Source organism: Aestuariivirga litoralis (assembly GCF_015714715.1).
Lineage (GTDB): Bacteria > Pseudomonadota > Alphaproteobacteria > Rhizobiales > Aestuariivirgaceae > Aestuariivirga > Aestuariivirga litoralis_A.
This window is the reverse complement of record NZ_WAHS01000001.1, coordinates 2,235,549-2,257,520: the sequence shown is the minus strand read 5'-3', so window position 1 is coordinate 2,257,520 and position 21,972 is coordinate 2,235,549. Positions and strand designations below refer to the sequence as shown.

At 58.6% G+C, this 21,972-nt stretch carries 21 protein-coding genes and 1 tRNA gene; 15 read left to right on the top strand and 7 right to left on the bottom strand.

Annotated features, from left to right (window positions below):
* Positions 1–56 precede the first annotated feature (56 nt).
* The 6 genes from pheS to mbfA all read left to right on the top strand — a co-directional run bounded on the left by pheS (position 57) and on the right by mbfA (position 8,695).
* A complete protein-coding gene (pheS, locus tag F8B91_RS11400) occupies positions 57–1,130 on the top strand; it encodes a phenylalanine--tRNA ligase subunit alpha (RefSeq protein WP_196503814.1) in 1,074 nt (357 codons plus the stop codon).
* A complete protein-coding gene (gene pheT, locus F8B91_RS11395) occupies positions 1,127–3,505 on the top strand; it encodes a phenylalanine--tRNA ligase subunit beta (RefSeq protein WP_196503813.1) in 2,379 nt (792 codons plus the stop codon). The genes pheS and pheT overlap by 4 nt, the downstream gene beginning before the upstream one ends.
* A 3-nt stretch (positions 3,506–3,508) precedes the next feature.
* Positions 3,509–5,113, top strand: a complete 1,605-nt coding sequence (gene pgi, locus F8B91_RS11390) for a glucose-6-phosphate isomerase (protein WP_196503812.1) — start codon at positions 3,509–3,511, stop codon at positions 5,111–5,113.
* 3 nt (positions 5,114–5,116) lie between these two features.
* Positions 5,117–5,701 (top strand): histidine phosphatase family protein, encoded by a 585-nt coding sequence (locus F8B91_RS11385; protein ID WP_196503811.1) that lies wholly within the window; start codon positions 5,117–5,119, stop codon positions 5,699–5,701.
* A gap of 47 nt (positions 5,702–5,748) precedes the next feature.
* Positions 5,749–7,551: a translation elongation factor 4 gene (gene lepA, locus F8B91_RS11380; protein ID WP_196503810.1), complete on the top strand. Its 1,803-nt coding sequence runs from the start codon at positions 5,749–5,751 to the stop codon at positions 7,549–7,551.
* A gap of 187 nt (positions 7,552–7,738) precedes the next feature.
* Positions 7,739–8,695, top strand: coding sequence for an iron exporter MbfA (gene mbfA, locus F8B91_RS11375; RefSeq protein WP_196503809.1), 957 nt, complete (start codon positions 7,739–7,741; stop codon positions 8,693–8,695).
* Here mbfA and F8B91_RS11370 read toward each other — a convergent pair.
* On the bottom strand, positions 8,692–11,661 hold the full coding sequence (locus tag F8B91_RS11370; protein WP_196503808.1) for an NAD(P)-dependent oxidoreductase: 2,970 nt from the start codon (positions 11,659–11,661) through the stop codon (positions 8,692–8,694). The two genes, mbfA and F8B91_RS11370, sit on opposite strands and share 4 nt — an antisense overlap.
* A gap of 123 nt (positions 11,662–11,784) precedes the next feature.
* Positions 11,785–12,669, bottom strand: a complete 885-nt coding sequence (locus F8B91_RS11365; protein WP_196503807.1) for a DMT family transporter — start codon at positions 12,667–12,669, stop codon at positions 11,785–11,787.
* Positions 12,670–12,763: 94 nt separating this feature from the next.
* Between F8B91_RS11365 and F8B91_RS11360 the strand changes: the two genes are divergently transcribed.
* Positions 12,764–12,835 (top strand) — tRNA-Cys (locus tag F8B91_RS11360).
* Between the two features lie 5 nt (positions 12,836–12,840).
* Here F8B91_RS11360 and F8B91_RS11355 read toward each other — a convergent pair.
* Positions 12,841–13,044, bottom strand: a complete 204-nt coding sequence (locus F8B91_RS11355) for a hypothetical protein (RefSeq protein ID WP_196503806.1) — start codon at positions 13,042–13,044, stop codon at positions 12,841–12,843.
* A gap of 109 nt (positions 13,045–13,153) precedes the next feature.
* Here F8B91_RS11355 and F8B91_RS11350 point away from each other — a divergent pair, with 109 nt between their 5' ends.
* The 8 genes from F8B91_RS11350 to ureG are packed head-to-tail and all read left to right on the top strand — an operon-like array spanning position 13,154 to position 18,739.
* Positions 13,154–13,882 (top strand): Crp/Fnr family transcriptional regulator, encoded by a 729-nt coding sequence (locus F8B91_RS11350; RefSeq protein ID WP_196503805.1) that lies wholly within the window; start codon positions 13,154–13,156, stop codon positions 13,880–13,882.
* A 36-nt stretch (positions 13,883–13,918) separates the two neighbouring features.
* A complete protein-coding gene (locus F8B91_RS11345) occupies positions 13,919–14,716 on the top strand; it encodes an urease accessory protein UreD (RefSeq protein WP_196503804.1) in 798 nt (265 codons plus the stop codon).
* Between the two features lie 9 nt (positions 14,717–14,725).
* Positions 14,726–15,028, top strand: a complete 303-nt coding sequence (locus tag F8B91_RS11340; protein WP_196503803.1) for an urease subunit gamma — start codon at positions 14,726–14,728, stop codon at positions 15,026–15,028.
* A gap of 7 nt (positions 15,029–15,035) precedes the next feature.
* Complete coding sequence (locus F8B91_RS11335; protein ID WP_196503802.1) at positions 15,036–15,341, top strand: urease subunit beta; 306 nt, start codon at positions 15,036–15,038, stop codon at positions 15,339–15,341.
* Positions 15,342–17,045: an urease subunit alpha gene (gene ureC, locus F8B91_RS11330; RefSeq protein ID WP_196503801.1), complete on the top strand. Its 1,704-nt coding sequence runs from the start codon at positions 15,342–15,344 to the stop codon at positions 17,043–17,045.
* Positions 17,045–17,488: an urease accessory protein UreE gene (locus tag F8B91_RS11325; protein ID WP_196503800.1), complete on the top strand. Its 444-nt coding sequence runs from the start codon at positions 17,045–17,047 to the stop codon at positions 17,486–17,488. The genes ureC and F8B91_RS11325 overlap by 1 nt, the downstream gene beginning before the upstream one ends.
* The gene (locus F8B91_RS11320) at positions 17,478–18,122 is read left to right on the top strand and encodes an urease accessory protein UreF (protein ID WP_196503799.1); all 645 of its coding nucleotides are present in this window, start codon (positions 17,478–17,480) and stop codon (positions 18,120–18,122) included. The genes F8B91_RS11325 and F8B91_RS11320 overlap by 11 nt, the downstream gene beginning before the upstream one ends.
* Positions 18,119–18,739 (top strand): urease accessory protein UreG, encoded by a 621-nt coding sequence (gene ureG, locus F8B91_RS11315; RefSeq protein ID WP_196503798.1) that lies wholly within the window; start codon positions 18,119–18,121, stop codon positions 18,737–18,739. The genes F8B91_RS11320 and ureG overlap by 4 nt, the downstream gene beginning before the upstream one ends.
* Here ureG and F8B91_RS11310 read toward each other — a convergent pair.
* From F8B91_RS11310 to F8B91_RS11295, 4 genes are read right to left on the bottom strand one after another with little or no spacing between them, the layout of a single operon-like run.
* On the bottom strand, positions 18,736–19,053 hold the full coding sequence (locus F8B91_RS11310) for a MocE family 2Fe-2S type ferredoxin (RefSeq protein WP_196503797.1): 318 nt from the start codon (positions 19,051–19,053) through the stop codon (positions 18,736–18,738). The genes ureG and F8B91_RS11310 overlap by 4 nt on opposite strands.
* Positions 19,050–19,790: a creatininase family protein gene (locus F8B91_RS11305; protein ID WP_196503796.1), complete on the bottom strand. Its 741-nt coding sequence runs from the start codon at positions 19,788–19,790 to the stop codon at positions 19,050–19,052. The genes F8B91_RS11310 and F8B91_RS11305 overlap by 4 nt, the downstream gene beginning before the upstream one ends.
* Complete coding sequence (locus F8B91_RS11300) at positions 19,787–20,761, bottom strand: aldo/keto reductase (RefSeq protein WP_196503795.1); 975 nt, start codon at positions 20,759–20,761, stop codon at positions 19,787–19,789. Before F8B91_RS11300 ends, F8B91_RS11305 begins: the two co-directional genes overlap by 4 nt.
* On the bottom strand, positions 20,758–21,783 hold the full coding sequence (locus tag F8B91_RS11295; protein WP_196503794.1) for a sterol desaturase family protein: 1,026 nt from the start codon (positions 21,781–21,783) through the stop codon (positions 20,758–20,760). Before F8B91_RS11295 ends, F8B91_RS11300 begins: the two co-directional genes overlap by 4 nt.
* Positions 21,784–21,972 lie beyond the last annotated feature (189 nt).

Sequence of the window (21,972 nt, the reverse complement as noted above, 5' to 3'; positions counted from 1 at the left end):
CCGCCTGAGGCCCGGTTTTATTTTGACCGCTCCGTCATTTTTTCAAAAGAGACTTCATGTCTGATCTGGCATCACTCGAATCCGAAATTCTCGCGCAGGTTTCTGCAGCAGCAGATGAACCCGCCATCGAAGCCGTACGGGTTTCAGCACTCGGCAAGAAAGGCGTGATCTCCGAGCGCATGGCAACGCTGGGCAAGATGGCCCCGGATGAGCGCAAGGCGGCAGGTGCTGCCCTCAATGTGCTCAAAGATAAAGTGAGCGAAGCCCTCAGTGCACGCAAAGCCGTGCTGGGCGAAGCTGCCCTCGAAGCGCGCCTCGCCACGGAAACGCTGGACATGACCTTGCCGGTGCGCCCGCAGATGCAGGGTACCATCCATCCTGTTTCCCAGGTGTGGGAAGAGGTGGTGCAGATTTTTGGTGATCTCGGTTTCAGCGTGGCCGAAGGCCCGCATATCGAAGACGACTTCCACAATTTTGACGCGCTCAATATGCCGCCCGATCACCCGGCGCGGCAAGAGCATGACACATTCTATTTCAACGAAAAGCCCGATGGCAGTCGCATGGTCCTGCGCACGCACACCTCACCTGTGCAAATCCGCACCATGCTCTCGCAGAAGCCGCCGATCCGCATCATCGCCCCCGGCCGCACCTTCCGTTCCGACAGCGACATGACGCACACGCCGATGTTCAACCAGGTCGAAGGCCTGGTGCTGGACGAGACCACGCATCTGGGAAACCTGAAATGGATCCTCGCCGAATTCTGTAAGGCCTTCTTCGAGGTGGATGAAGTGAAGATGCGTTTCCGTGCATCGCATTTTCCTTTCACCGAGCCGTCAATGGAGGTCGATATTCAATATGCCCGCGAAGGCGGCCAGCTGAAAATCGGCACCGGAGACAAGTGGCTGGAAATTCTGGGCTCAGGCATGGTGCATCCGAACGTGATCCGCGCCGGCGGCCTCGACCCCGACAAGGTGCAAGGCTTCGCCTTCGGCATGGGCCTCGATAGATTGGCCATGCTGAAATACGGCATCCCCGATCTGCGCGCCTTCTTCGAAAGCGACTTGCGCTGGCTGAGGCACTACGGCTTCCGCGCCTTGCAAGTTCCTACCCTCGCAGGAGGCCTGTCATGAAATTCACCCTCTCCTGGCTGAAGGAACATCTCGACACCAAGGCCTCCCTCGATGAAATCCTCGAGGGCCTGATCGGTGTTGGCCTCGAAGTCGAAGAAGTCCAAGACCAGAGCAAGGAACTGGCCGCCTTCAAGGTTGCCTATGTGCTCGAAGCCGAGAAGCATCCGAATGCCGACAAGCTGAAGCTCTGCAAGGTGGAAACCGACCAGGGCATCAAGCAGGTCGTCTGCGGCGCGCCCAATGCGCGCGCCGGCATGAAAGCGATCATTGCGCAGCCCGGCGTGGTCATTCCGGTGAATGGCACAGTCTTCGCACCCGCCACCATTCGTGGCGTGGAATCGCAGGCCATGATGTGTTCGGAACGCGAGCTGAAGCTCTCGGAAGAACATGACGGCATTATCGAAGTGCAGGGCGACTGGCCGGTGGGCACGCCTGCCGCCGTGGCCTTGGGCCTCGATGATCCGATGATTTACATCAAGGTCACCGCCAACCGGCCGGACGCTTTGGGTGTGCATGGATTGGCGCGCGATCTGGCCGCCAAGGGCCTCGGCACCTTGAAGCCCATCAAGGCCGATCCAGTGAAGGGCACGTTCAAGTCGCCCATCGGCGTGAAGCTCTCGAGTGAAGATGGCAACAGCTGCAAGCTGTTCGTTGGTCGCTATTTCAAGGGCGTGAAGAACGGCCCTTCGCCGAAATGGCTGCAGCAACGCCTCACCGCGATTGGCCTGCGCCCGATTTCTGTGCTGGTCGATATCACCAATTTCATGACCTTCGCCTATGGCCGCCCGCTGCATGTTTTCGACGCGGATAAAGTCACCGGCAATGTCGGCGCGCGCCTTGCGAAAGACGGCGAAACCATTCTGGCGCTTGATGGCAAGACCTACACGCTGAACAGCAGCATGACGGTGATCGCCGATGACGCCCATGCCGAAGGCATTGCCGGCATTATGGGTGGCGAAGCGTCGGGCTGCTCCGACACCACCAACAATGTGTTCCTCGAAGCCGCCTATTTCGATCCGCGCCTCACCGCTGCGGCGGGCCGCAAGCTCGGCATCCACTCGGATGCGCGCTATCGCTTCGAGCGCGGCGTTGATCCGGCGTTTACCCAAGTGGGTGCTGAAATCGCCACCCGCATGATCCTCGAACTCTGTGGCGGCAAAGCCTCCGAACTGGTGATCGCGGGCGCAGTGCCCGATACATCGCGCAGCTTCACCCTCCGCAAGTCGCGCGTGAAATCTCTCGGCGGTGTTGATATCGCCTGGGATGAACAGCTGCACATACTGCGCGATCTCGGCTTCACCACGTCGCAGGACGGCGTGGCCCAGGTGCCAAGCTGGCGCCCGGATGTGCATGGCGAGGCTGATCTGGTGGAAGAAGTCTGCCGCATCCATGGGCTGGACAATGTGCCGCCCGCCGCGATGAGCCGCCCGCATGACATTGCGCGGCCCATTCTCAACCCGCTGCAAAAGCGTATGCTGGCCTCGCGCCGCATGCTGGCCACCCGCGGCTTCAACGAATGCGCCACTTGGGCTTTTCTCACCGAAGCTCAGTCTGCGCTGTTCGGCGGCGGCAAGCCGGAATTGAAACTGGCCAACCCGATCTCGTCAGAACTGTCTGATATGCGCCCCTCGCTGCTGCCCAACCTCATTGCTGCCGCTGGCCGCAACGCCGCGCGCGGCTTTGGCGATGTGCAATTGGCTGAAGTCGGCCACGCCTATGCCGGCGACAAGATGGCTGATGAAACCTTGCGTGCCGGTGGCGTTCGCCGGGGTGATGCCATCTCGCGCAGCGTACAGGGCGGTGCCCGCGTCGTCGATGCCTTCGATGCCAAGGCCGATGCGCTGGCGGTGATCGAAGCTTGCGGCCTGGCCGCTTCCACCCTGCAGGTTGTGCAGGGCGCACCCGCCTGGTTCCATCCTGGTCGTTCAGGCACCATCCAGATGGGCCCGCAGAACAAGCTGGCTTATTTCGGTGAAATTCATCCCAAGGTCTTGCAGGCCATGGATGTGAAAGGCCCGCTGGTGGCCTTTGAAGTGATCCTCAACGCGCTTCCTGCCTCCAAGCAAAAGGGCGCCTCGCGCGCCGCTTTGAGCATATCTGACCTATTGCCCGTCAGCCGCGATTTCGCTTTCGTCGTAGAAGACAAGGTGCAGGCCGCCGAACTGATCAAGGCTGTCAAGGGCGTGGACAAGGTAATGATCACCGACGCTGCGGTGTTTGACGTGTACAAGCTCGAAGGCGGTAAAAAATCCCTCGCGGTCGAGGTCACCTTGCAGCCCAAGGAAAAAACTTTCACCGAGGAAGACATCGCCGCCATCTCTGCTAAGATCGTGGCCACAGCCCAGAAAGCGGTGGGCGCCACACTCAGGGGATAGGCCATGAACGCAGCAGCAACGGCAGTTCTCAAGAAACTGAAGGCCCATCACAAGGCGCAGAAGCTCGACATGCGCAAGGTGTTCGACAAGGATGCCAAGCGCTTCGAGACCTTTTCGGCCAAGGCCGATGACATGCTGCTCGATTACTCGAAATGCGGCGTCTCGGCCAAGACCATGCAATTGCTGTTCTCGCTGGCCAAGGCGGCCAAGGTGGAAGCGGCGCGCGATCACATGATGCGTGGCGATATCCTGAACACCACTGAGCACCGTGCCGTGCTGCACACAGCTTTGCGCCGCCCGAAATCCGAAATGGTTTTCGTCGATGGCCGCAACGTGGTGCACGATGTGCATGACGTGCTGGAAGCCATGGCCCGCTATGCCGAGGAAGTGCGAAAATCCAACATCACCGATGTGGTGAATATCGGCATCGGCGGCTCGGACCTTGGCCCCGCAATGGCAACCCTCGCGCTGGCGCCTTATCACGATGGCCCGCGCCTGCATTATGTGTCGAATGTCGACGGCGCGCATATCGCCGATACGCTGCGCGACCTGAAGGCTGAGAACACGCTGTTCATCATTGCATCCAAAACCTTCACCACCATCGAGACCATGACCAATGCCCGCACCGCGCGCGCCTGGCTGGTGGAAAAGCTGGGCGAGGCTGCGGTGGGCGATCATTTCTGCGCTGTCTCCACAGCGCTTGATAAAGTGAACGCTTTCGGCATTTCTGAAAAGCGCACCTTCGGTTTCTGGGATTGGGTCGGCGGGCGCTATTCCATCTGGTCAGCCATCGGCCTGCCGGTGATGATGGCCATTGGCCCGCGCAATTTCATGGATTTCCTGCGCGGCGGCCATGCGATGGATCTGCATTTCTCGACAGCACCCTCGCAACAGAACCTGCCGCTGCTCATGGGCCTGCTCGGCGTCTGGCACCGCAATGTGCAGAACCACACTTCACGCGCCATCATCCCTTACGATCAGCATTTGTCGCGCTTTGCCGCTTACTTGCAGCAGCTCGATATGGAATCAAACGGCAAGCGCGTGGGCAAGGATGGCAAGCCGCTGAAAACTTCGTCTGGCCCGGTCGTCTGGGGTGAGCCCGGCACCAATGGCCAGCATGCCTTCTTCCAGCTGCTGCATCAGGGCACCGATGTGATCCCGGTGGAATTCCTGATCGCCGCCGAGCCGCATGAAATTGGCATTCCCGTGCATCACACCCTGTTGGTCGCCAATGTGCTCGCACAAGGCCAGGCCCTGATGAAGGGTCGCACGTTGAAGGAAGCAGAAGCCCAACTCCTCGCCGCCGGCAAATCCAAAAAGGAAGCTGCAGCCCTCGCGCCACATCGAGTGTTCACCGGCAACCGCCCCACGCTCACGCTCGCTTACAAGAAGCTCGATCCCTTCACCTTGGGCCGCCTCATCGCGCTCTATGAACACCGCGTGTTTGTGGAGGGCATCATCTGGGGCATCAATTCCTTCGACCAATGGGGCGTGGAACTCGGCAAGGAACTGGCCACCGGCCTGCAGCCCGCCGTGGAAGGCAAAGACGTGCCGGGCCTCGATGGCTCCACCATCGGTCTGCTGAAACATTTGAAGAGCCTGCGCTAAGAAGTGCTCAACCTCTATCTGTTCCGCCACGGCCAGACCGAATGGTCGCTGTCCGGCAAGCATACCGGCCGCACGGATATACCGCTCACCGCGCAAGGCGAGGACGAAGCCCGGGCGTTGATTCCCTGGGTCAGCGGCATCAAATTTGATCACGTCTACGCCAGCCCACGCCAGCGCGCGCAGCACACCTGTGAACTGGTTGGCCTCAAACCCGAAATCGAGCCCGAATTAGCCGAATGGGACTATGGCGATTACGAGGGCAGGCTTTCCAAGGACATTCGCACCGAACGGTCCGGCTGGAATGTCTTCCGCGATGGCTGCCCTGGCGGCGAAACGCCGGAACAGGTCTCCGCCCGTGCCGACCGGCTGATCACAAAGCTCAGCCAGTTGGATGGCAATGTGGCACTGTTCAGCCACGGCCATTTCAGCCCCTCGCTCAGTGTGCGCTGGATCGGCTTGCCGATTACCGAAGGCCAGCACTTCAAGGCCGGTACGGCGTCGATGAGCATCCTGGGCTACGATTCGTCCCACCCAGAGACCCGCGTAATCTCGCTCTGGAACGCCACGCCGCGGGCTTTGGCCGGTTGAACACCGCGACTTGACCTCCGCCCCCCGCACTGCCAAACACCGCGCAAATGACCGACATTTCCCTGATCCGCAATTTCTCCATCATTGCCCATATCGACCATGGCAAATCCACGCTGGCCGACCGGCTGATCCAGCTGACGGGCGCCGTCTCCGACCGCGAGATGCAGGACCAGATCCTTGACTCGATGGATATCGAGCGTGAGCGCGGCATCACCATCAAGGCCAATACCGTGCGCCTCGACTACAAGGCGAAGGACGGCAACACCTATGTGTTGAACCTGATCGACACGCCCGGTCATGTGGACTTCGCCTACGAAGTCTCGCGATCATTGGCCGCTTGTGAGGGCGCATTGCTCGTCGTTGACGCAAGCCAGGGCGTGGAAGCGCAAACGCTGGCCAATGTCTATCAGGCCATCAACAACAATCTCGAAATCGTGCCGGTGCTGAACAAGGTGGATCTGCCCGCCGCCGAGCCTGAGCGCATCCGCCAGCAGATTGAAGACGTGATCGGCATCGACGCATCAGGCGCCATTCCCATTTCCGCCAAAACCGGCGTGGGCATACCCGATGTGCTCGAAGCTATCGTCACCAAATTGCCGGCCCCCAAAGGCGATCGTAACAAGCCGCTGAAGGCACTTCTGGTGGATTCCTGGTACGATCCCTATCTCGGCGTCGTCGTTCTCGCCCGCGTCATCGATGGCGAGCTGCGCAAGGGCATGAAGATCAAGATGATGGGCACTGGCGGCGGCTATGTGCTCGACCGCGTGGGCGTCTCGCGCCCGAAGAAAGAAATTGTCGAAGTCCTCGGCCCCGGCGAAATCGGTTTCATCACCGGCCAGATCAAGGAAGTGGCCGACACGCGCGTCGGCGACACGATCACTGAAGAACGCAATCCGACCGAAGAGGCATTGCCCGGCTTCCGCGAAGCGCAAAGCGTGGTCTTCGCCGGCTTCTTCCCCGTTGATGCGGCGGATTTCGAAGACCTGCGCGGTGCGATGGGCAAGCTGCGTTTGAACGATGCCAGCTTCTCCTATGAAATGGAAACCTCGGCCGCTTTGGGCTTCGGCTTCCGCTGCGGCTTCCTCGGATTGCTGCATCTCGAAATCATCCGCGAACGCATTGAACGCGAATTCAATGTTGAGATCATCACCACCGCACCGAGTGTGATCTACAAGCTCAACATGCGCGACAAGACGCAGATCATGATGCACAACCCGGCCGACATGCCGGATGTGACGCTGATTGAAAACATGGAAGAGCCGTGGATCGAAGCGCAGGTTCTGGTGCCCGATGAATATCTGGGCTCCGTGCTCAAGCTCTGCGAAGACCGCCGTGGCCGCCAGAAACAGCTCACATACGCGGGCAGCCGCGCCATGGTGATCTATGATCTGCCGCTCAACGAAGTGGTGTTCGATTTCTATGACCGGCTGAAGTCGGTTAGCTCCGGCTATGCGTCCTTCGATTACAAGATGATCGACTATCAGGAAGCCGATCTGGTGAAGCTCTCCATTCTGGTGAATGCCGAACCTGTCGATGCACTCTCGATGATCGTGCATCGCAGCCGCGCCGAACAGCGTGGCCGTGTCATGTGCGAAAAGCTGAAGGACCTGATCCCGCGCCAGATGTTCCAGATTCCGATCCAGGCGGCCATCGGTGGCAAGATCGTCTCGCGCGAAACCATCTCGGCGCTGCGCAAGGACGTGACCTCCAAGTGCTATGGCGGCGACATCAGCCGCAAGCGCAAACTTCTCGACAAGCAGAAGGAAGGCAAAAAGAAGATGCGGCAATTCGGCAAAGTCGAAATCCCGCAGGAAGCCTTTATTGCTGCGCTGAAGATGGACGAGAACTGACGTCCTCGCCCGCTTGCAGGAGAGGACAGGGGCCTATCTTCGCGAAGCGAAGATGGGAAAGGTGAGGGACCGTGCCATTCGCCTGTCCCTCATCCTTCCCATCGCTGACGCGATGGGCCCCTTCCTTCTCTCGCGCGCGGGAGAAAGAGGCTAGACCTTAGTTTAGAATTATTCTAAACAAACTCCCATGAAATCCTTCTCCGACCTCACCGAGCTTGAAATCCTGGCCCTTGCCATCTCCTCTGAAGAAGACGATGCGCGCGCCTACGCGATGTTCGGCAATGAATTGATGAAGACCTATCCCGCGTCAGCCAAGGTCTTCTTTGACATGTCGGCGGAAGAATTCGAGCACCGCGACAGGCTCACTGCCGCTTACCGCGCCAAGTTCGGCGATTTCATTCCGCTGATCCGGCGTGCGGATGTGCATGGCTTCGTGCGCCATAAGCCTGTTTATACAATCCTCAAATTCGGCATCGAGTCCATGCGCAAGCGCGCCGAAGTGGTCGAGGCCGAGAATTACCGCTTCTATATCCAGGCTGCACAGCGGGCCAGCGACCCCTCCATCAAGGCCTTGCTGGAAGACCTGGCCGCCGCCGAAAAGGGCCATGAGTCACTGGCCGACAAGCTCGGACTGACGCATCTCACTGCGGAGGCTAAGGAAGATGAAGGCGAAGCCGCCAAGCGACTGTTCCTGTTGCAGGTGGTGCAACCTGGTTTGATCGGACTGATGGATGGCTCGGTATCAACGCTCGCACCAATCTTTGCGGCGGCCTTTGCCACCGGCAACACTTGGCAGACATTCCTCGTCGGTGTCGCGGCTTCCGTGGGTGCTGGTATTTCCATGGGGCTTGCCGAAGGCTTGTCCGACGACGGCAAGCTCACAGGGCGCGGCCATCCATTGATCCGCGGCCTCGCCTCAGGCGTAATGACTGCGGTGGGTGGCTTAGGTCACACGCTGCCGTTTCTCATTCCCCAGTTCCATACGGCCTTTGTCTTTGCGGTGGTCGTCGTCCTCGTAGAGCTGGCCGCCATTTCCTGGGTACGCTACAAATATATGGACACGCCATTCCTGAAAGCCGCGCTGCAGATTGCAGTCGGCGGCTTCCTGGTCTTCCTCACCGGGATCCTGATCGGCGGCGCCTAGCCCTCGTACGGCCCCCAGAGGCCCAGCTTGCGCGTCAACGCCTGATAGCGGTTGATCGCGGCTGTTAGCTCGGCACCATGATTTTTGATCTGCTCTGCCGCACGCGCGGGGCTGCTGGAATCAAGTGCAGCCCATAGAGCTGCCATTGCTTCGGCCTCCTTGCGCAGGGCGCTCACCGTGCTCTTGTCGGCCACAACGCCCGACAACACCCCGCTCGTCACCTTACCCACACCCGCCACGGTTTGCGGGCCGGCGCTGTGATGGCCCTCCGGCAGGTCGCCCGTCACATTGGCCACCTTGCGGTATTGGATCACATCGAAAATCTGATCGACAGCCTGCTTGGCCCCGGCCACGCGCGAGCCGTGATCGGTATCGGCAGCGGCATGTGGCAAAAGCAACAGGCGCGGTCCATACTTTTCCGCCAGCGGCAGGAACGGTGCCAGCGGCCCGGTCAACTTGCCATCGGCAGATTTGAAAATATCAGCATCGATGGCAGCGGCGCGCACTTTGCCGGAGGCCATCGCAGCATCAAGCCCCGTAGCATCCACGCATTCGCCGCGGTCGTAATTCAGTACTACAGCACCATCATTGAGCTGCGAAAGAATGGCCCCATTGATAAGTCCTTCATTCTCGAAGCGGCCAGTATTGGCATTCTTCGGACCAAGGCCGGTATGAATGCTGATCACGTCAGCGCCACTTGCGGCATCTTCCACCGTGGGCGCATAGGTGAAGCCTTCCGACTCGATCCAGACTTTGTGCTTGGAGCGAGCATGGATTTTCACCTTCATGCCGAAAGCCAGCGCATGATGCGCCACTTCGCGGCCGATATTGCCATAGCCAATGACGGCCATCACCTTGCCTTCCAGTTTCTCGGTGGGGAAGTCGCGCAAATGCTTGCCAGTGTCGAACTCACCTTTCAGGCTCATCTCATGCAGCTTACCCATCGGCAAATCCGGCATGAAATGCAGCAGTGCTTTCATCGTCATCTGCGCGGTGGCGCGGCTGTTGAAGCTGGGCGTATTCATCAAGGCCGCTTCGCCACCCGTGCCATTGCCGCCGCCCCATGAGGCCGAGCCCATATTGCCGGTGCCCGCACCGATGCGCACGCCACCCAGCTTGAACACGCTGTCCTTGGGCAGGAAGGTGGCCGCGGCGATCACCGCGTCATACTGGCTCTTGGAAGTAAGCGGCAGGATTTCCGCTTCGGTCGAAAGATCGGGCAGATAGAAGAAATGAATGCCCGGCTTGAGCGCGCTGTGCGCTGCCTGATCACCCAAATGGAAAGTGCCGCCCTTGGATTCGACATGGGCCTTCACATCAGCCGGATCAGGCTTGCCCCGTTTGTCGAATTTCAGGCCAATCAGATCACAGATGAGAACCTTGTAGGCGCGCTTCGGATCATCCACGCGCACAGCTTCGGAACTAGCAGACGCAGAAGCCCCGAGATTGTGCCCGGCTTTCACCAGTTCCTCTTCCAGCACGGCGATCTTGGCGCGCAGATAGGCGTAGCGCACATTTTCCAGCAGAGCCGGCACTTCGCTCACATCGCGGATGCCGCCGATCCAGGCGCGGTAATCCCCCGGCGTGCCGGGGAAAGCATTGATGTAACGCGCCACGTCGAGGCCCTCTTCATGGCTGCCGTCCACATGGTTGATGCCATCAAAGGCCAGCAGCCCCTTGGATTTGGCGATGATCCGCGCATGTACCGCAGGATCGGTGATGTCCTTGTCCTTCACCTTCAGAAGGGTCACCGCAGCACCACGCCGCGTGGCATCAGTCACGCCAAGCTCCAGCACGTCGCTCTTGGCGATCCAGTCCTTGATCGCCTCACGATTGGCGATGGAGCGTTTGTTCAGATTGGCCACATCGCCAACGCGTTTTTCCATGCGCAGCAGGCCAAAGGTCGTCTCGGCAAAAGCCAAGATCGAATAGGTGTTGATCACGCCGCCGATCATCTTGTCGGCAGCAGGATCGTAGAACGGTCCAATGTCGACCGTACGCTTGCCGGACAGCGGCAGCTTCGCATCGACAGGTGCGGCCAGTTTCAGCTGGCGCGGAATGGCAAACCCGGGGCTCCGCTGGTTGGCTTCGATCAGTGCCAAAGCCTGCGGCGTAAAGCTGGTGACAAAGTAACCCGAAATACCGCCGATGGCTTTCTGGAACGGCATGAAGAAACAGCATTTGCGCATCACCTGCGCGACCAGATCAGCACCCCAGGGCATTGAGCCCAGCAGCGAAGTGGCATCCAACACAGCATGATTGTTGGCCGGATCAGCATCCAGCCATGCCAGCAGGTTTTTTATGTCCTGCTCATTATAGGTAGTGGCCCCAGTCGTCTCGTGGCCCACGCCGAAGAACAGCTTGATGCCCATTTTGGTCAGTTCATCCGCGCTGGGAATGCTGCCTTCAGCGCCGGTGAAATGCAGGCGGGCTTCATTGCCGCCCTTGCCATAGCGCATCATCTCAGTGACCTGTGCGCCCCAGCTTTGGCGGAAAAAACCGCCGGCCTTGCCGGCTTCAGATTCCGGCGCGGGCGTATCGACGAAAATCTGCTGCTTGTCGTTGCCAGCGGTAATCAGATGCAGCGCACACACCGTGAAGCCTGAATGGCCGCCACCCAAGCCAACCGCCATGCGGTTTTCCTTGGGGAAGCCGAAATAGCGGTGAATCTCGCGCATCATGTCGAGGATCACTTTGTCCGCCGGATAGCCGCGGTGCATCGAACGGCTCATTTCCGCTACGGTGAATGGCCCCAGGTCGCGGCCCTTGTCGTCCAGCTTGCGGTAATTCTGTTCCAGCCAATGTTCGAAATCATAGCGCTGCATCCGGCCCTCGGCTTCATCGCGCACTGCGTCAGTGATCGGGCCCACGCCGAAGAAATTATTGGCCGTGCGCTGCGGCGGCCCGCCTGCAGTAAGATCAAGGGCGGCTTGGCGCTGCTTGAGAAGTGTGGCCACGTCTGACATCTGAAAATCCCTCTGTGATGCTGCCATCACGCCGGAAATTCAGATTTGAAGTATGGCGCTGTCCGGCAAAGGGCACACCGATTCCGACCTTGGCCGAAATGACGAGCGCCGCTCAGGCCGGTTTCATTCCAGTGTGGAAGGCGGAAGCGGCTTTTTCTCCAGCGTCAGCAGGAACAGCCCGCTCACCACGATCACCGCCATGCCGGCCAGGCTGATCAGGTTGGGCACATCGCCGAATATCACCAGGCCGGAGATCACCGCAAAAACCATGAAGGCATAGTAGAACGGCGCTACGGCCTGGGCCGACGCGTTCCGATAAGCCAGCAAGGTGAAGTGATGGCCCAGCATCATGAACAGGCCGGAGCCCACCGCCAGAACGAAGTGCCGTGGCGAGGGCACCAGCCAATGCTCGAACAGCAGGCCGCAAATGGCCGAACCGGTCAGCACCATGATGATCAGCGCCGTGGTAGAAATCATCGCGGGCACGCTGGACGAAATCTGCCGTGCGGCGAGATCGCGGATCGCCGCAAAGGCGGCGGAGACGAACGCAATCATCACCACCGGCGAAACCGTGCCACGTCCTGGTTGGGCCACCAGAAGCGCACCCAGGAATCCGATCACAATGAGAGCAAGCCGCAACCAGGAGGTCTTTTCGCGGTAGATCACGATAAGGCCCAGGATCACCAGCAAGGGTGTCGTTTGGAAAATCGCTGTCACATCACCGATGGGCGCGTAAGCGAGTCCGATAATATAAGTGAGGATGGCGCCCGTCTCGAAAAGCCCGCGCATCACCAGCGGCTTCGAGATCATGCTGCTGCGGAAAGAAAGCTCGCCATTATATTTGAGCAGCATCAGCGCGAAGATCAGCCCGAAGCTGCCGCGCATCACCAGCGTCTGGTAGGGCGGCAGATCCTGCATCGTCAGCTTCATGAAGCTGTCATTGATCACGAAGGTTGCGCCGCTGATCAGCATATAGATGATGCCGCGCAGATTTGATTGTGCCGCCATGTTAAGGAATTGCTGACTCTGTTGCCGGGTTTAACCCCATGCAACGAATCTGTTAAGGCCGCAAGCAGCCAGCCGTGGTATATTTCCAGTCAGAGGCCCCGTGGCGGAAGTTACGCGGCGGGGTGCAAACTCGCATATCTTGGTTCGAGTCCAGGCGGGGCCTCCAATTCCCTAAACGTCCTTTTTGCCCGTGAGGTCGACGATCTCGCGCCGGTAAACGGCGTTCTGCTTGCGCAAAGCATATTCTTCCTGCCGCAGGCTTTCGGTATCGACGATTTCAAGCTTCCAGAGTGCCGCGACAAGCTCGGCGATGCGTGCCTCGTTTTTGGCGATCAGCTCCAACCGCAATTGGATGTCTTTGTTAGATTGCGTCATCCATTTCCCCCTCAAGCCGTCAATCTATTGAAAAACAGGGAATGGTATGTTCACTAGTGAACATAATCTGGCAGAATTTTTGTGCTAGGAGAGAGCCGGGGAAGAGGACATGAATATAGCAAGCCTGCGACCGGACAATGTGCTGCTGTCAGCACTGCGCGATGGCGATTTCAATTTGATCAAGCCGCATCTGTTGCGTGAAACGCGCGCTGATGGCGATGTGCTTTACCGCCCCGGCGATGATGTGACGCGGGTGCATTTTCCAGTGGGTGCCAGTCTGGTGTCCTATGCGGTCGCCAATATTGATGGCCATAACGTGCAGACTGTTTTGGTGGGGCGCGAAGGTGGCGTAGGCGGCATTGTCAGCGCCGGTGGCCTGCCCGCTTACTGTCTGATTGCAGTGAAATTCGGCGGCCCGTTCCTGAGTGTAGAAATGAACAGGGTGCAGGCCGCCAAGGATCAATCCCTGACCTTCCGCCGGATGTTCGAGCGTTATGCCGATTGCCTGATGGCACAAATGTTCCAGGCCAGCGCCTGCAACGCCATCCATAATATCGAGCAGCGCGCCGCCAAATGGATTTTGGATGAGACCAGCCGCACCGGCCAGATGGAAGTGCATCTCAGCCATGATGATTTGGCCTCCATGCTGGGCGTGGGCCGCAGCTACACCACCCGCGTGCTGCGCAAATTCGTCAGCGATGGCATTCTCAAAACAGCGCGCGGCTTTGTTACCGTGACCAACAAGGAGGCCCTGCAGCAGCGCTCCTGCAACTGCAATGAAAACGTTGTCAGCCATTTCTCACGCGTGCTGGGCGGCATTTATCCAGCCATCGAATAGCTTGCCGTGCTGTAGGCCCCGCGATAGCGTGCCCGTATGAAACCACTCGAAAGCCCGTCTGATACTTTCCACGCCCAGCGCAGCGTGGGCGAAGTGCGGCTGACTTTCGGCCCGCAAGGTGTCGTCCATTTTCGCGAAGCCGGTTCCACCAAACTGCGCCTGCCCAAGGGCGCGCAGCAAGCGATCCTGATCAACACCAGCGGCGGCCTTGCCGGTGGCGACAAGCAGCAGGTGGAAATTGACGTGGAAGAGGGTGCTAGCCTCGCACTCACCAGCCAGGCGGCAGAGCGCGTCTATCGCAGCCTCGGCCCCGCAGCGCAGGTCACCAACCGCCTGAAGGTCGCCGCAGGCGCCAGCCTCTCTTGGCTGCCGCAGGAAACCATCCTCTATGAAGGCTCGTCCCTCTCCAGGCGCATCAATGTCGAGCTGGAGGATGGGGCCAGTTTCATCGGCCTCGAAAGCATCATCTTCGGCCGCGCTGCCATGGGCGAAATTCTCAATGTATGCCACTTGCAGGACAGCTGGGATGTGAAGCGCGCCGGCAAACTAATGCACGCCGAACGCCTGAAGCTTGGTCCCCACCTCCCGCGCGGGGCCGCGTCCCTCGGCTCGGCACAGGCCATGGCAACCCTGATTTGCATCGCCCCCGATGTGGAACAGCGGGCCAAATCGCTGCACCCGCTGCTCGCTGAAAAAGATGGCTTTTCCTGCTGGAATGGCAAGGGAGTTGCTAGGCTGGTGGATGAAGATGGCTATTCATTGAAAAAGCGGCTGGCGCGGGCGGTTGCTGCTCTGTCGGGCGGCAAGCCAGTGCCACATATTTGGGCATTTTGAGGAACGGGGATGCAACTTACACCACGCGAAAAAGACAAGCTGCTGGTGGCCATGGCCGCCATCGTGGCGCGCAGCCGCAAAGAGCGTGGCGTGAAACTCAATCACCCGGAAGCGATCGCCCTCATCACAGAATTTGTGGTTGAAGGCGCACGTGACGGAAAATCGGTGGCCGACCTGATGGAAAAGGCCGCCTATGTGGTCAAGAAATCCGATTGCATGGATGGCATCGCCGAGATGATCCACGATGTGCAGGTCGAAGCCACTTTCCCGGACGGCACCAAGCTGGTCACCGTTCATCATCCGATCCGTTGAGGCCGAAATGATCCCAGGCGAAATCATCACCAAACCCGGCGACATTGAACTCAATGTGGGTGCCAAGACCGTGACCATCGAAGTTGCCAACACCGGCGACCGCCCAGTGCAAGTCGGCAGTCACTATCACTTTTATGAAACCAACGAAGGCCTGAGCTTCGACCGCGAAAAAGCCCGCGGCATGCGCCTCGACATCGCCGCCGGAACCGCCGTGCGTTTCGAGCCGGGCCAGAAGCGCGAAGTGATGCTTGTGCCACTGGGTGGCGCGCGCAAGGTTTATGGCTTCCAGCAGAAAATCATGGGGGCACTCTAAATGGCGCGCATTTCCCGTCAAACCTATGCGCAGATGTATGGCCCCACCGTGGGCGACAAGGTGCGTCTTGCTGATACCGATCTGATCATCGAAGTGGAAAAGGATTTCACTTTGCTGGGCGAGGAAGTGAAATTCGGTGGCGGCAAAGTCATCCGTGACGGCATGGGGCAAAGCCAGGCCACACGTGCTGAAGGTGCGATGGACACTGTCATCACCAACGCGCTGATCCTCGATCACACCGGCATATACAAGGCCGATATCGGCCTGAAGGATGGCCGCATCGCCGCCATCGGCAAGGCCGGCAACCCCGACACGCAGAACGCCGTGACCATCATCATCGGCCCCTCCACCGAGATCATCGCCGGTGAAGGCAAGATCATAACGGCGGGCGGCATCGACAGCCATATCCATTTCATCGCGCCCCAACAATTGGAAGAGGCGCTCTATTCCGGCGTCACCACCATGCTGGGCGGCGGCACGGGTCCTGCGCATGGCACACTGGCCACCACCTGTACCGGCGCTTGGCATGCCCAGCGCATGATCGAATCCTTCGATGCCTTCCCAATGAATCTGGGCATCATGGGCAAGGGCAATGCGTCTCTGCCAGCGCCACTGGAAGAAATGATTCTGGCTGGCGCGTGCGGCCTCAAACTGCATGAAGACTGGGGCACCACGCCCGCCGCCATCGATAATTGCCTCGCCGTGGCAGACGCGCATGACGTGCAAGTGGCCATCCATACAGATACTTTGAACGAGTCCGGCTTCGTTGAAGCCTCGGTCGCCGCCTTCAAAGGCCGCACCATCCACACCTTCCACACCGAAGGCGCAGGCGGCGGCCACGCGCCGGACATCATCAAAGTGGCGTCACTTCCGAACGTGCTGCCGTCTTCCACAAATCCGACGCGCCCCTACACGATCAACACTGTGGCCGAGCATTTGGACATGCTGATGGTCTGCCACCATCTCAGCCCGCGCATCGCAGAAGATATTGCGTTTGCCGAAAGCCGTATTCGTAAAGAAACGATTGCCGCCGAAGACATCCTGCATGACATGGGCGTCTTCTCGATGTTCTCGTCCGACAGCCAGGCCATGGGCCGCGTGGGCGAAGTGATCATGCGCTGCTGGCAAACGGCGCATAAAATGCGCCAGCAGCGTGGCGCACTGGCCGAAGATAAAGGCAACGACAATTTCCGCGCCCGCCGCTACATCGCGAAATACACGATTAATCCGGCGGTGGCGCATGGCCTCGGCCACGAAGTGGGCTCCATCGCGGTTGGCAAGCGCGCTGATCTTGTTGTGTGGAACCCGGCCTTTTTCGGCGTGAAACCGGAAATGGTTCTGCTCGGCGGCTCCATTGCAGCGGCACCTATGGGCGACCCCAATGCTTCGATTCCCACACCGCAGCCGGTGCACTATCGCCCGATGTTTGCCAGCTTCGGCAAGCTGCGTACATCATCGTCCATCGTCTTTGTATCGCAAGCTGCACTGGCCGATGGGTTGCAACAGAAACTCGGCACCGAAAAGAGAATGGTAGCAGTGAAAAATACCCGCGGCGGCATCACCAAGAAAGACATGGTGCTGAACAACGCCACACCAAAAATCGAAGTCGATCCCGAAACCTATGAAGTGCGCGCCGATGGTGAGCTGTTGACCTGTGAACCGGCCACATCTCTTCCCATGGCACAGAGATATTTCCTGTTCTGATGACGACGCTGCGTACCACGCGCTTTGCTCGCGCCAATTTTGTGCTGGAAAAGCCTTTCACCAGCATCAATCTGGAAGCGCAGGAGCGCCATCTGCGCCGTAAGCTTTTGGTGCTGGAAGACGGCACCGAGCTGCTGGTCGATTTTGAGAAGACGGCCAAGCTGGAAGATGGCGATTGCTTCGTTCTCGATGATGGTCGTCTCGTGCAGATTGCTGCGCAGGAAGAAGACCTGCTGGAGGTGCGCGGTGCCAACCAAACGCATCTGGCCAAGCTGGCCTGGCATATTGGCAACAGGCATCTCGAAGCGCAGATTGAACGGCATAGGATCTTGATCCGCCTTGATCATGTGATCGCCAAAATGCTGGAAGGCCAGGGCGCAATGGTGAAGCCAGTGCGCGAGAAATTCTCACCCGAAAATGGCGCCTATGCCCATGCCCACTGAAACATCCCAGCTTCTGTTGCTGCTGAACTGGATGTCGCCAACATTTCCCATCGGCGCTTTCGCCTACAGCCACGGCATGGAACAGGCCATCGCCGATGAACGTTTGAAGACGGCCGAAGATGTGAATTCGTGGCTCAGTGATCTGATCACGCAAGGGTCTGGCTGGAATGATGCCGTGCTGTTCGCGCGCTGCTGGCAGGATGATGTTGCCGAGCTCAATGAACTCGCCTTGGCACTTTCAAGCTCCGCCGAGCGCTACAATGAATCCACCCATCTGGGCCGCAACTTCGGCATCGCTGCGGATGTGTGGCTGAACACCGGCAAGCCCGAAGGTGAAATGGCCTATAGCGTGGCCGCCGGCCGTGCCTGCGCAAAAGCTGGCATTGATCAAACGCAAGCTCTGATCGCGTTCCTGCAAGGATTCTGCGCTGCGCAAGTCTCCGTCGCCGTGCGCCTCATCCCGTTGGGCCAGACGCGCGGACTTGAAGTGCTGCGTGATCTTGCCCCGCTCATTGCTGAAACCGCTACGCGCGCGCAAAGTGCCGCACTGGATGACATTGGCGGCGCTTGCATCGGTGCTGATATCGCCGCCATGAAACACGAGACACTCGAACCAAGGATTTTCCGCACATGAAACACGGTCCCCTGCGCATCGGCATCGGCGGCCCGGTCGGTTCCGGCAAGACCACGCTGACGGAAAAACTTTGCAAGGCGATGCGTAGCCGGTATTCCGTCGCCGCCATCACCAATGACATTTACACCAAGGAAGATGCGCTGATCCTGAACCGGTTGCAGGCGCTACCGGAGAACCGCATCATGGGCGTGGAAACCGGCGGCTGCCCACACACGGCCATCCGCGAAGATGCGTCGATCAATTTGGCCGCCATTGATGAAATGGTGAAGCGCATTCCCGATCTCGACATCATTTTCATCGAATCGGGCGGCGATAATCTCTCTGCCACTTTCTCACCGGAGCTGGCCGACATTACGCTCTATGTGATCTCGGTCTGCCAAGGCGAGAAAATCCCGCGCAAGGGTGGGCCTGCTATCACGCGCTCTGATCTGCTGATCATCAACAAGGCCGATCTGGCGCCGCATGTCATGGCTGATCTGGACGTGATGGACCGCGATGCCAAGGCACAGCGCGGCCACCGTCCGTTTGTGTTCACTGATCTGCTGCGCCTCAAGGGCGTGGATGATATCGTGGCCTTCATCGAACGCCAGGGCGGCTTGAAGGCCGAAGCCGCTTAAGCCACGCTGATAAAGACTTTGCCGCTCTCAACCTTGACCGGATAGGTTTTGAGATTGATGCAGACCGGCGCGCCCTTGGCCGCACCCGTCGTATAATCGAACACACCATTATGCTTGGGGCATTCGATCTGATGGTCCATCACCAAGCCATCAGCCAGATGAATTTTCTCGTGCGTGCACAGCCCGTCGGTGGCGAAATACTTGTCTTCAGGCGAGCGGTAGATCGCATAGGTCTTGCCGGCGTGATCAAAGCGGATCACGTCTTCCAGCGGGATCGCCTCGGCGGCGCATGCTTCAATCCAGTTGGTGCTCATGTGTTTTGGTCTTTCGTGGGAATATGTTTTCGCACTTGGCTTACCAGCCAGGCCACGCTCGCATCAAGCAGCGGTTTGGCTTGCGCGGGGTTGAACTTGCGCGGGTCTGGCCCGAAAATGCCGTAGAGCGGATGCGCTGTGTCGTGACGTTGCGTGCCGAAGGGATTCTCATCCACAGGCAATGGTGTGTCCGCCAGGTTTTCCAGATGCACCAGTTCCGGATGCATCGCCACCAGCAATGTCGTCTCAAACAGTGCAGCATGATCGGGCCCGATGGCCAGCCCTTCGATGCGGTTCACCGCCGTAGCGAAAACTTTCAGCGCGCCGTCCTTGCTGTTCCAGCGACTGGCAACGCGGTCGATCATGTCCAGCTGCGTGTCGGCAAAGTGGCCCGAGAACAACACGGCCAGCTTGAAGCCAAATGTTTCCATCCGCTGCAGCGTGAAGTGCAACTGGCTTTCGATTTCATCTGGATTGTCTTTGATAATGGTCCAAGGATAAGCGCCATGCCCGCCACCTGTGCCGTAGTAATGCGGCGGAAAGGCTATGCCACCATCCACCATCGCAGCACGCAGGCACAGGCCGTGCGAGGTGAGCGAATCCAACCCCACCGGCAAATGCTCGCCATGCCATTCATAAGTGCCCAGCGGAATATAAGCCACCGGGCGTGAAGCAACCCGTTCGCGCAATTGCCACGGCAGCAGATATTCAAATTGCACATCGGCGTAATTTGTCACTGATAGTAGTTCCTGATCCAGCTGTGGCCTGCGAGCGCCGCCTTCAAAGACTCCGGAAATACATCGCCATCGCTATAGACGATATTCATATCAACCTCCGCGCGGTTCTTCATGCCCGGTATTAGTGTTGAAAGCTGCGGCGCACTTAACACATAGCGCATCGCGGCTTCGGCCAGCGTGTCGTAGTGGGGTTTGCACAAAGCCTTCAATGCCTCGACCCGTTTCAAGGTTTTAGCAAAGCGTTCACCGCGGAACATCTGATGCGGCTGCGAGCCGGGCTCAAAGCCCGCATAAGAATCCCTCGTCCAGTGCCCGACAAGCGAACCGGAATCCAGCGGCACGCGCGCGATGAAAGCAGTGCCAGTTTTCTCACCGGCGGGAAACAGGCGTTGTGCTGGGCGCTGCTCGAACATGTTGAAGACAACCTGCACGGAATCGATCAGCCCGAAGCGCGCTGCATCAATCCCCTCATCCGGGCGGAAGTCGCGTAGCGAGATGCCAATATGATCAATCTTGCCCTCGCGGCGCAGTGCCGAGAGCGTTTCCAGCCAATCGAGATTCAAAACCGCATCGGGCGTAAAGCTGTGGAGCTGAAAAAGATCAATGCGCTCCACGCCCAGCCGTTTCAGCGACTTCTCCACATTGTCGCGTATATACCAGACCGGAAAGCGCCCGCGCATCTGTGGCGCATCATCATCCGGATTCGGCCATTGGATAGGACGCACTTTTGTAGCGACGTAAATCTTGTCACCGCGCCACGCTTTCAGCGCGCGGCCAACAACCTCTTCGCTATGGCCATTGCCGTAAAGCTCTGCCGTATCGACAAAGTTGATGCCTTTCCCAAACGCATAATGCAGTGTGTCGATCGAGGCGTCATCATCCACCTTGCCCCAGTCGCCGCCGATCTGCCAGGCACCGAAACCGATTTCGCTGATCTTCCATCCGGTGCGCCCGAAGGTGCGATATTTCACGGCTGGTTGCCCTCGGCGGCGGCCTTCTGCGCGGCGCGAGACAGGAAGCGCTCGTCCATGCGTTCTTTCGAAGCCTTGGTGCCGTCGTGGAAAGTGCCGAACCACTTATCCATCGGGAACACTCCGTCAGCGCCGTAATTGCACTCGAAGTATTTGTGATGGAGATAGTGGAAGAAATCGCCGGTCTTCACGCCCACGCCGTCGACAATCACCACGCGCTCAAAACCTGAATGGCTCTGTGCCGGCGTAATGCCGGCATGCTGCAAGTGGAAGATCGCATGGATCGGATGCGACGGAATGATCCAGTGGACGATCACGCCTGAGAAATACAGTAGGTGCTCGACCGGATGCATGGCCAGCCCGGAGAACGGCCCCACATTCACATTGTTGTGGTGCAAGTAATGTACCCAGCGATAGAGCGGTCCCCAATGGCTGATGCGGTGGATCGTATAGAAATGCAGGTCGCGGATCAGCGGCACCAGGCACATCAGCACGCAGAAATAAATCGGATGTTCAGTGAAGGACACGAACGGAATGAGATGATTGGCGTAGAGCCACATCGTCAGCACTTCATAAGCCGTCCAGATCGGAATGGCGCTGCAGATGGTCCAGAACAGATTGTCGAACAACTGGTTGCGGAACAGGAAGATCGGATTATCGCGCGACAGCCACTTTGAAGTGTGCTTCCAGTCAGTGCCTTGTGACTGCTTCACATAAAGCCACAGATGCCAGGCCCCTACGACAACCAAAGTCAGAATGAGATTGCGGATGAAAATATAAGCGATCCAGCCGAACTGGAATGTCACCATGCTTTCCAGCGCCGGAGTGAAATAAGCCCACGTGATGATCGGCACCGCCATATAGATCACGTTAAACGGCAGGAAAAAGCCGGGATAGCCAAACACCCATTTCAGGATGGCAAGCGGCCTGAAGGGTCCATCAAAAATCGGCGCATACCCGATCACTTCGGGTGGCGTCCAATCTCCGCGCTTGTCACGCTTGCCGTCGAACTTGGTCTGCATAGGTGATCCTCCGGGTTTGCAAAATACGCAGCAAATCCGATCAGGTTCAATTGTAAACCGTCATTTCGCAGCGCAAAAAGAGCGTTTGCGATGCGACATGATCATATGCTTGATCGATTTCGATCTAACTCGATCAAATTCTGTATTTTTGAAACTTGTTTTGCAGCGCAATGACGATTTGCGATGCAA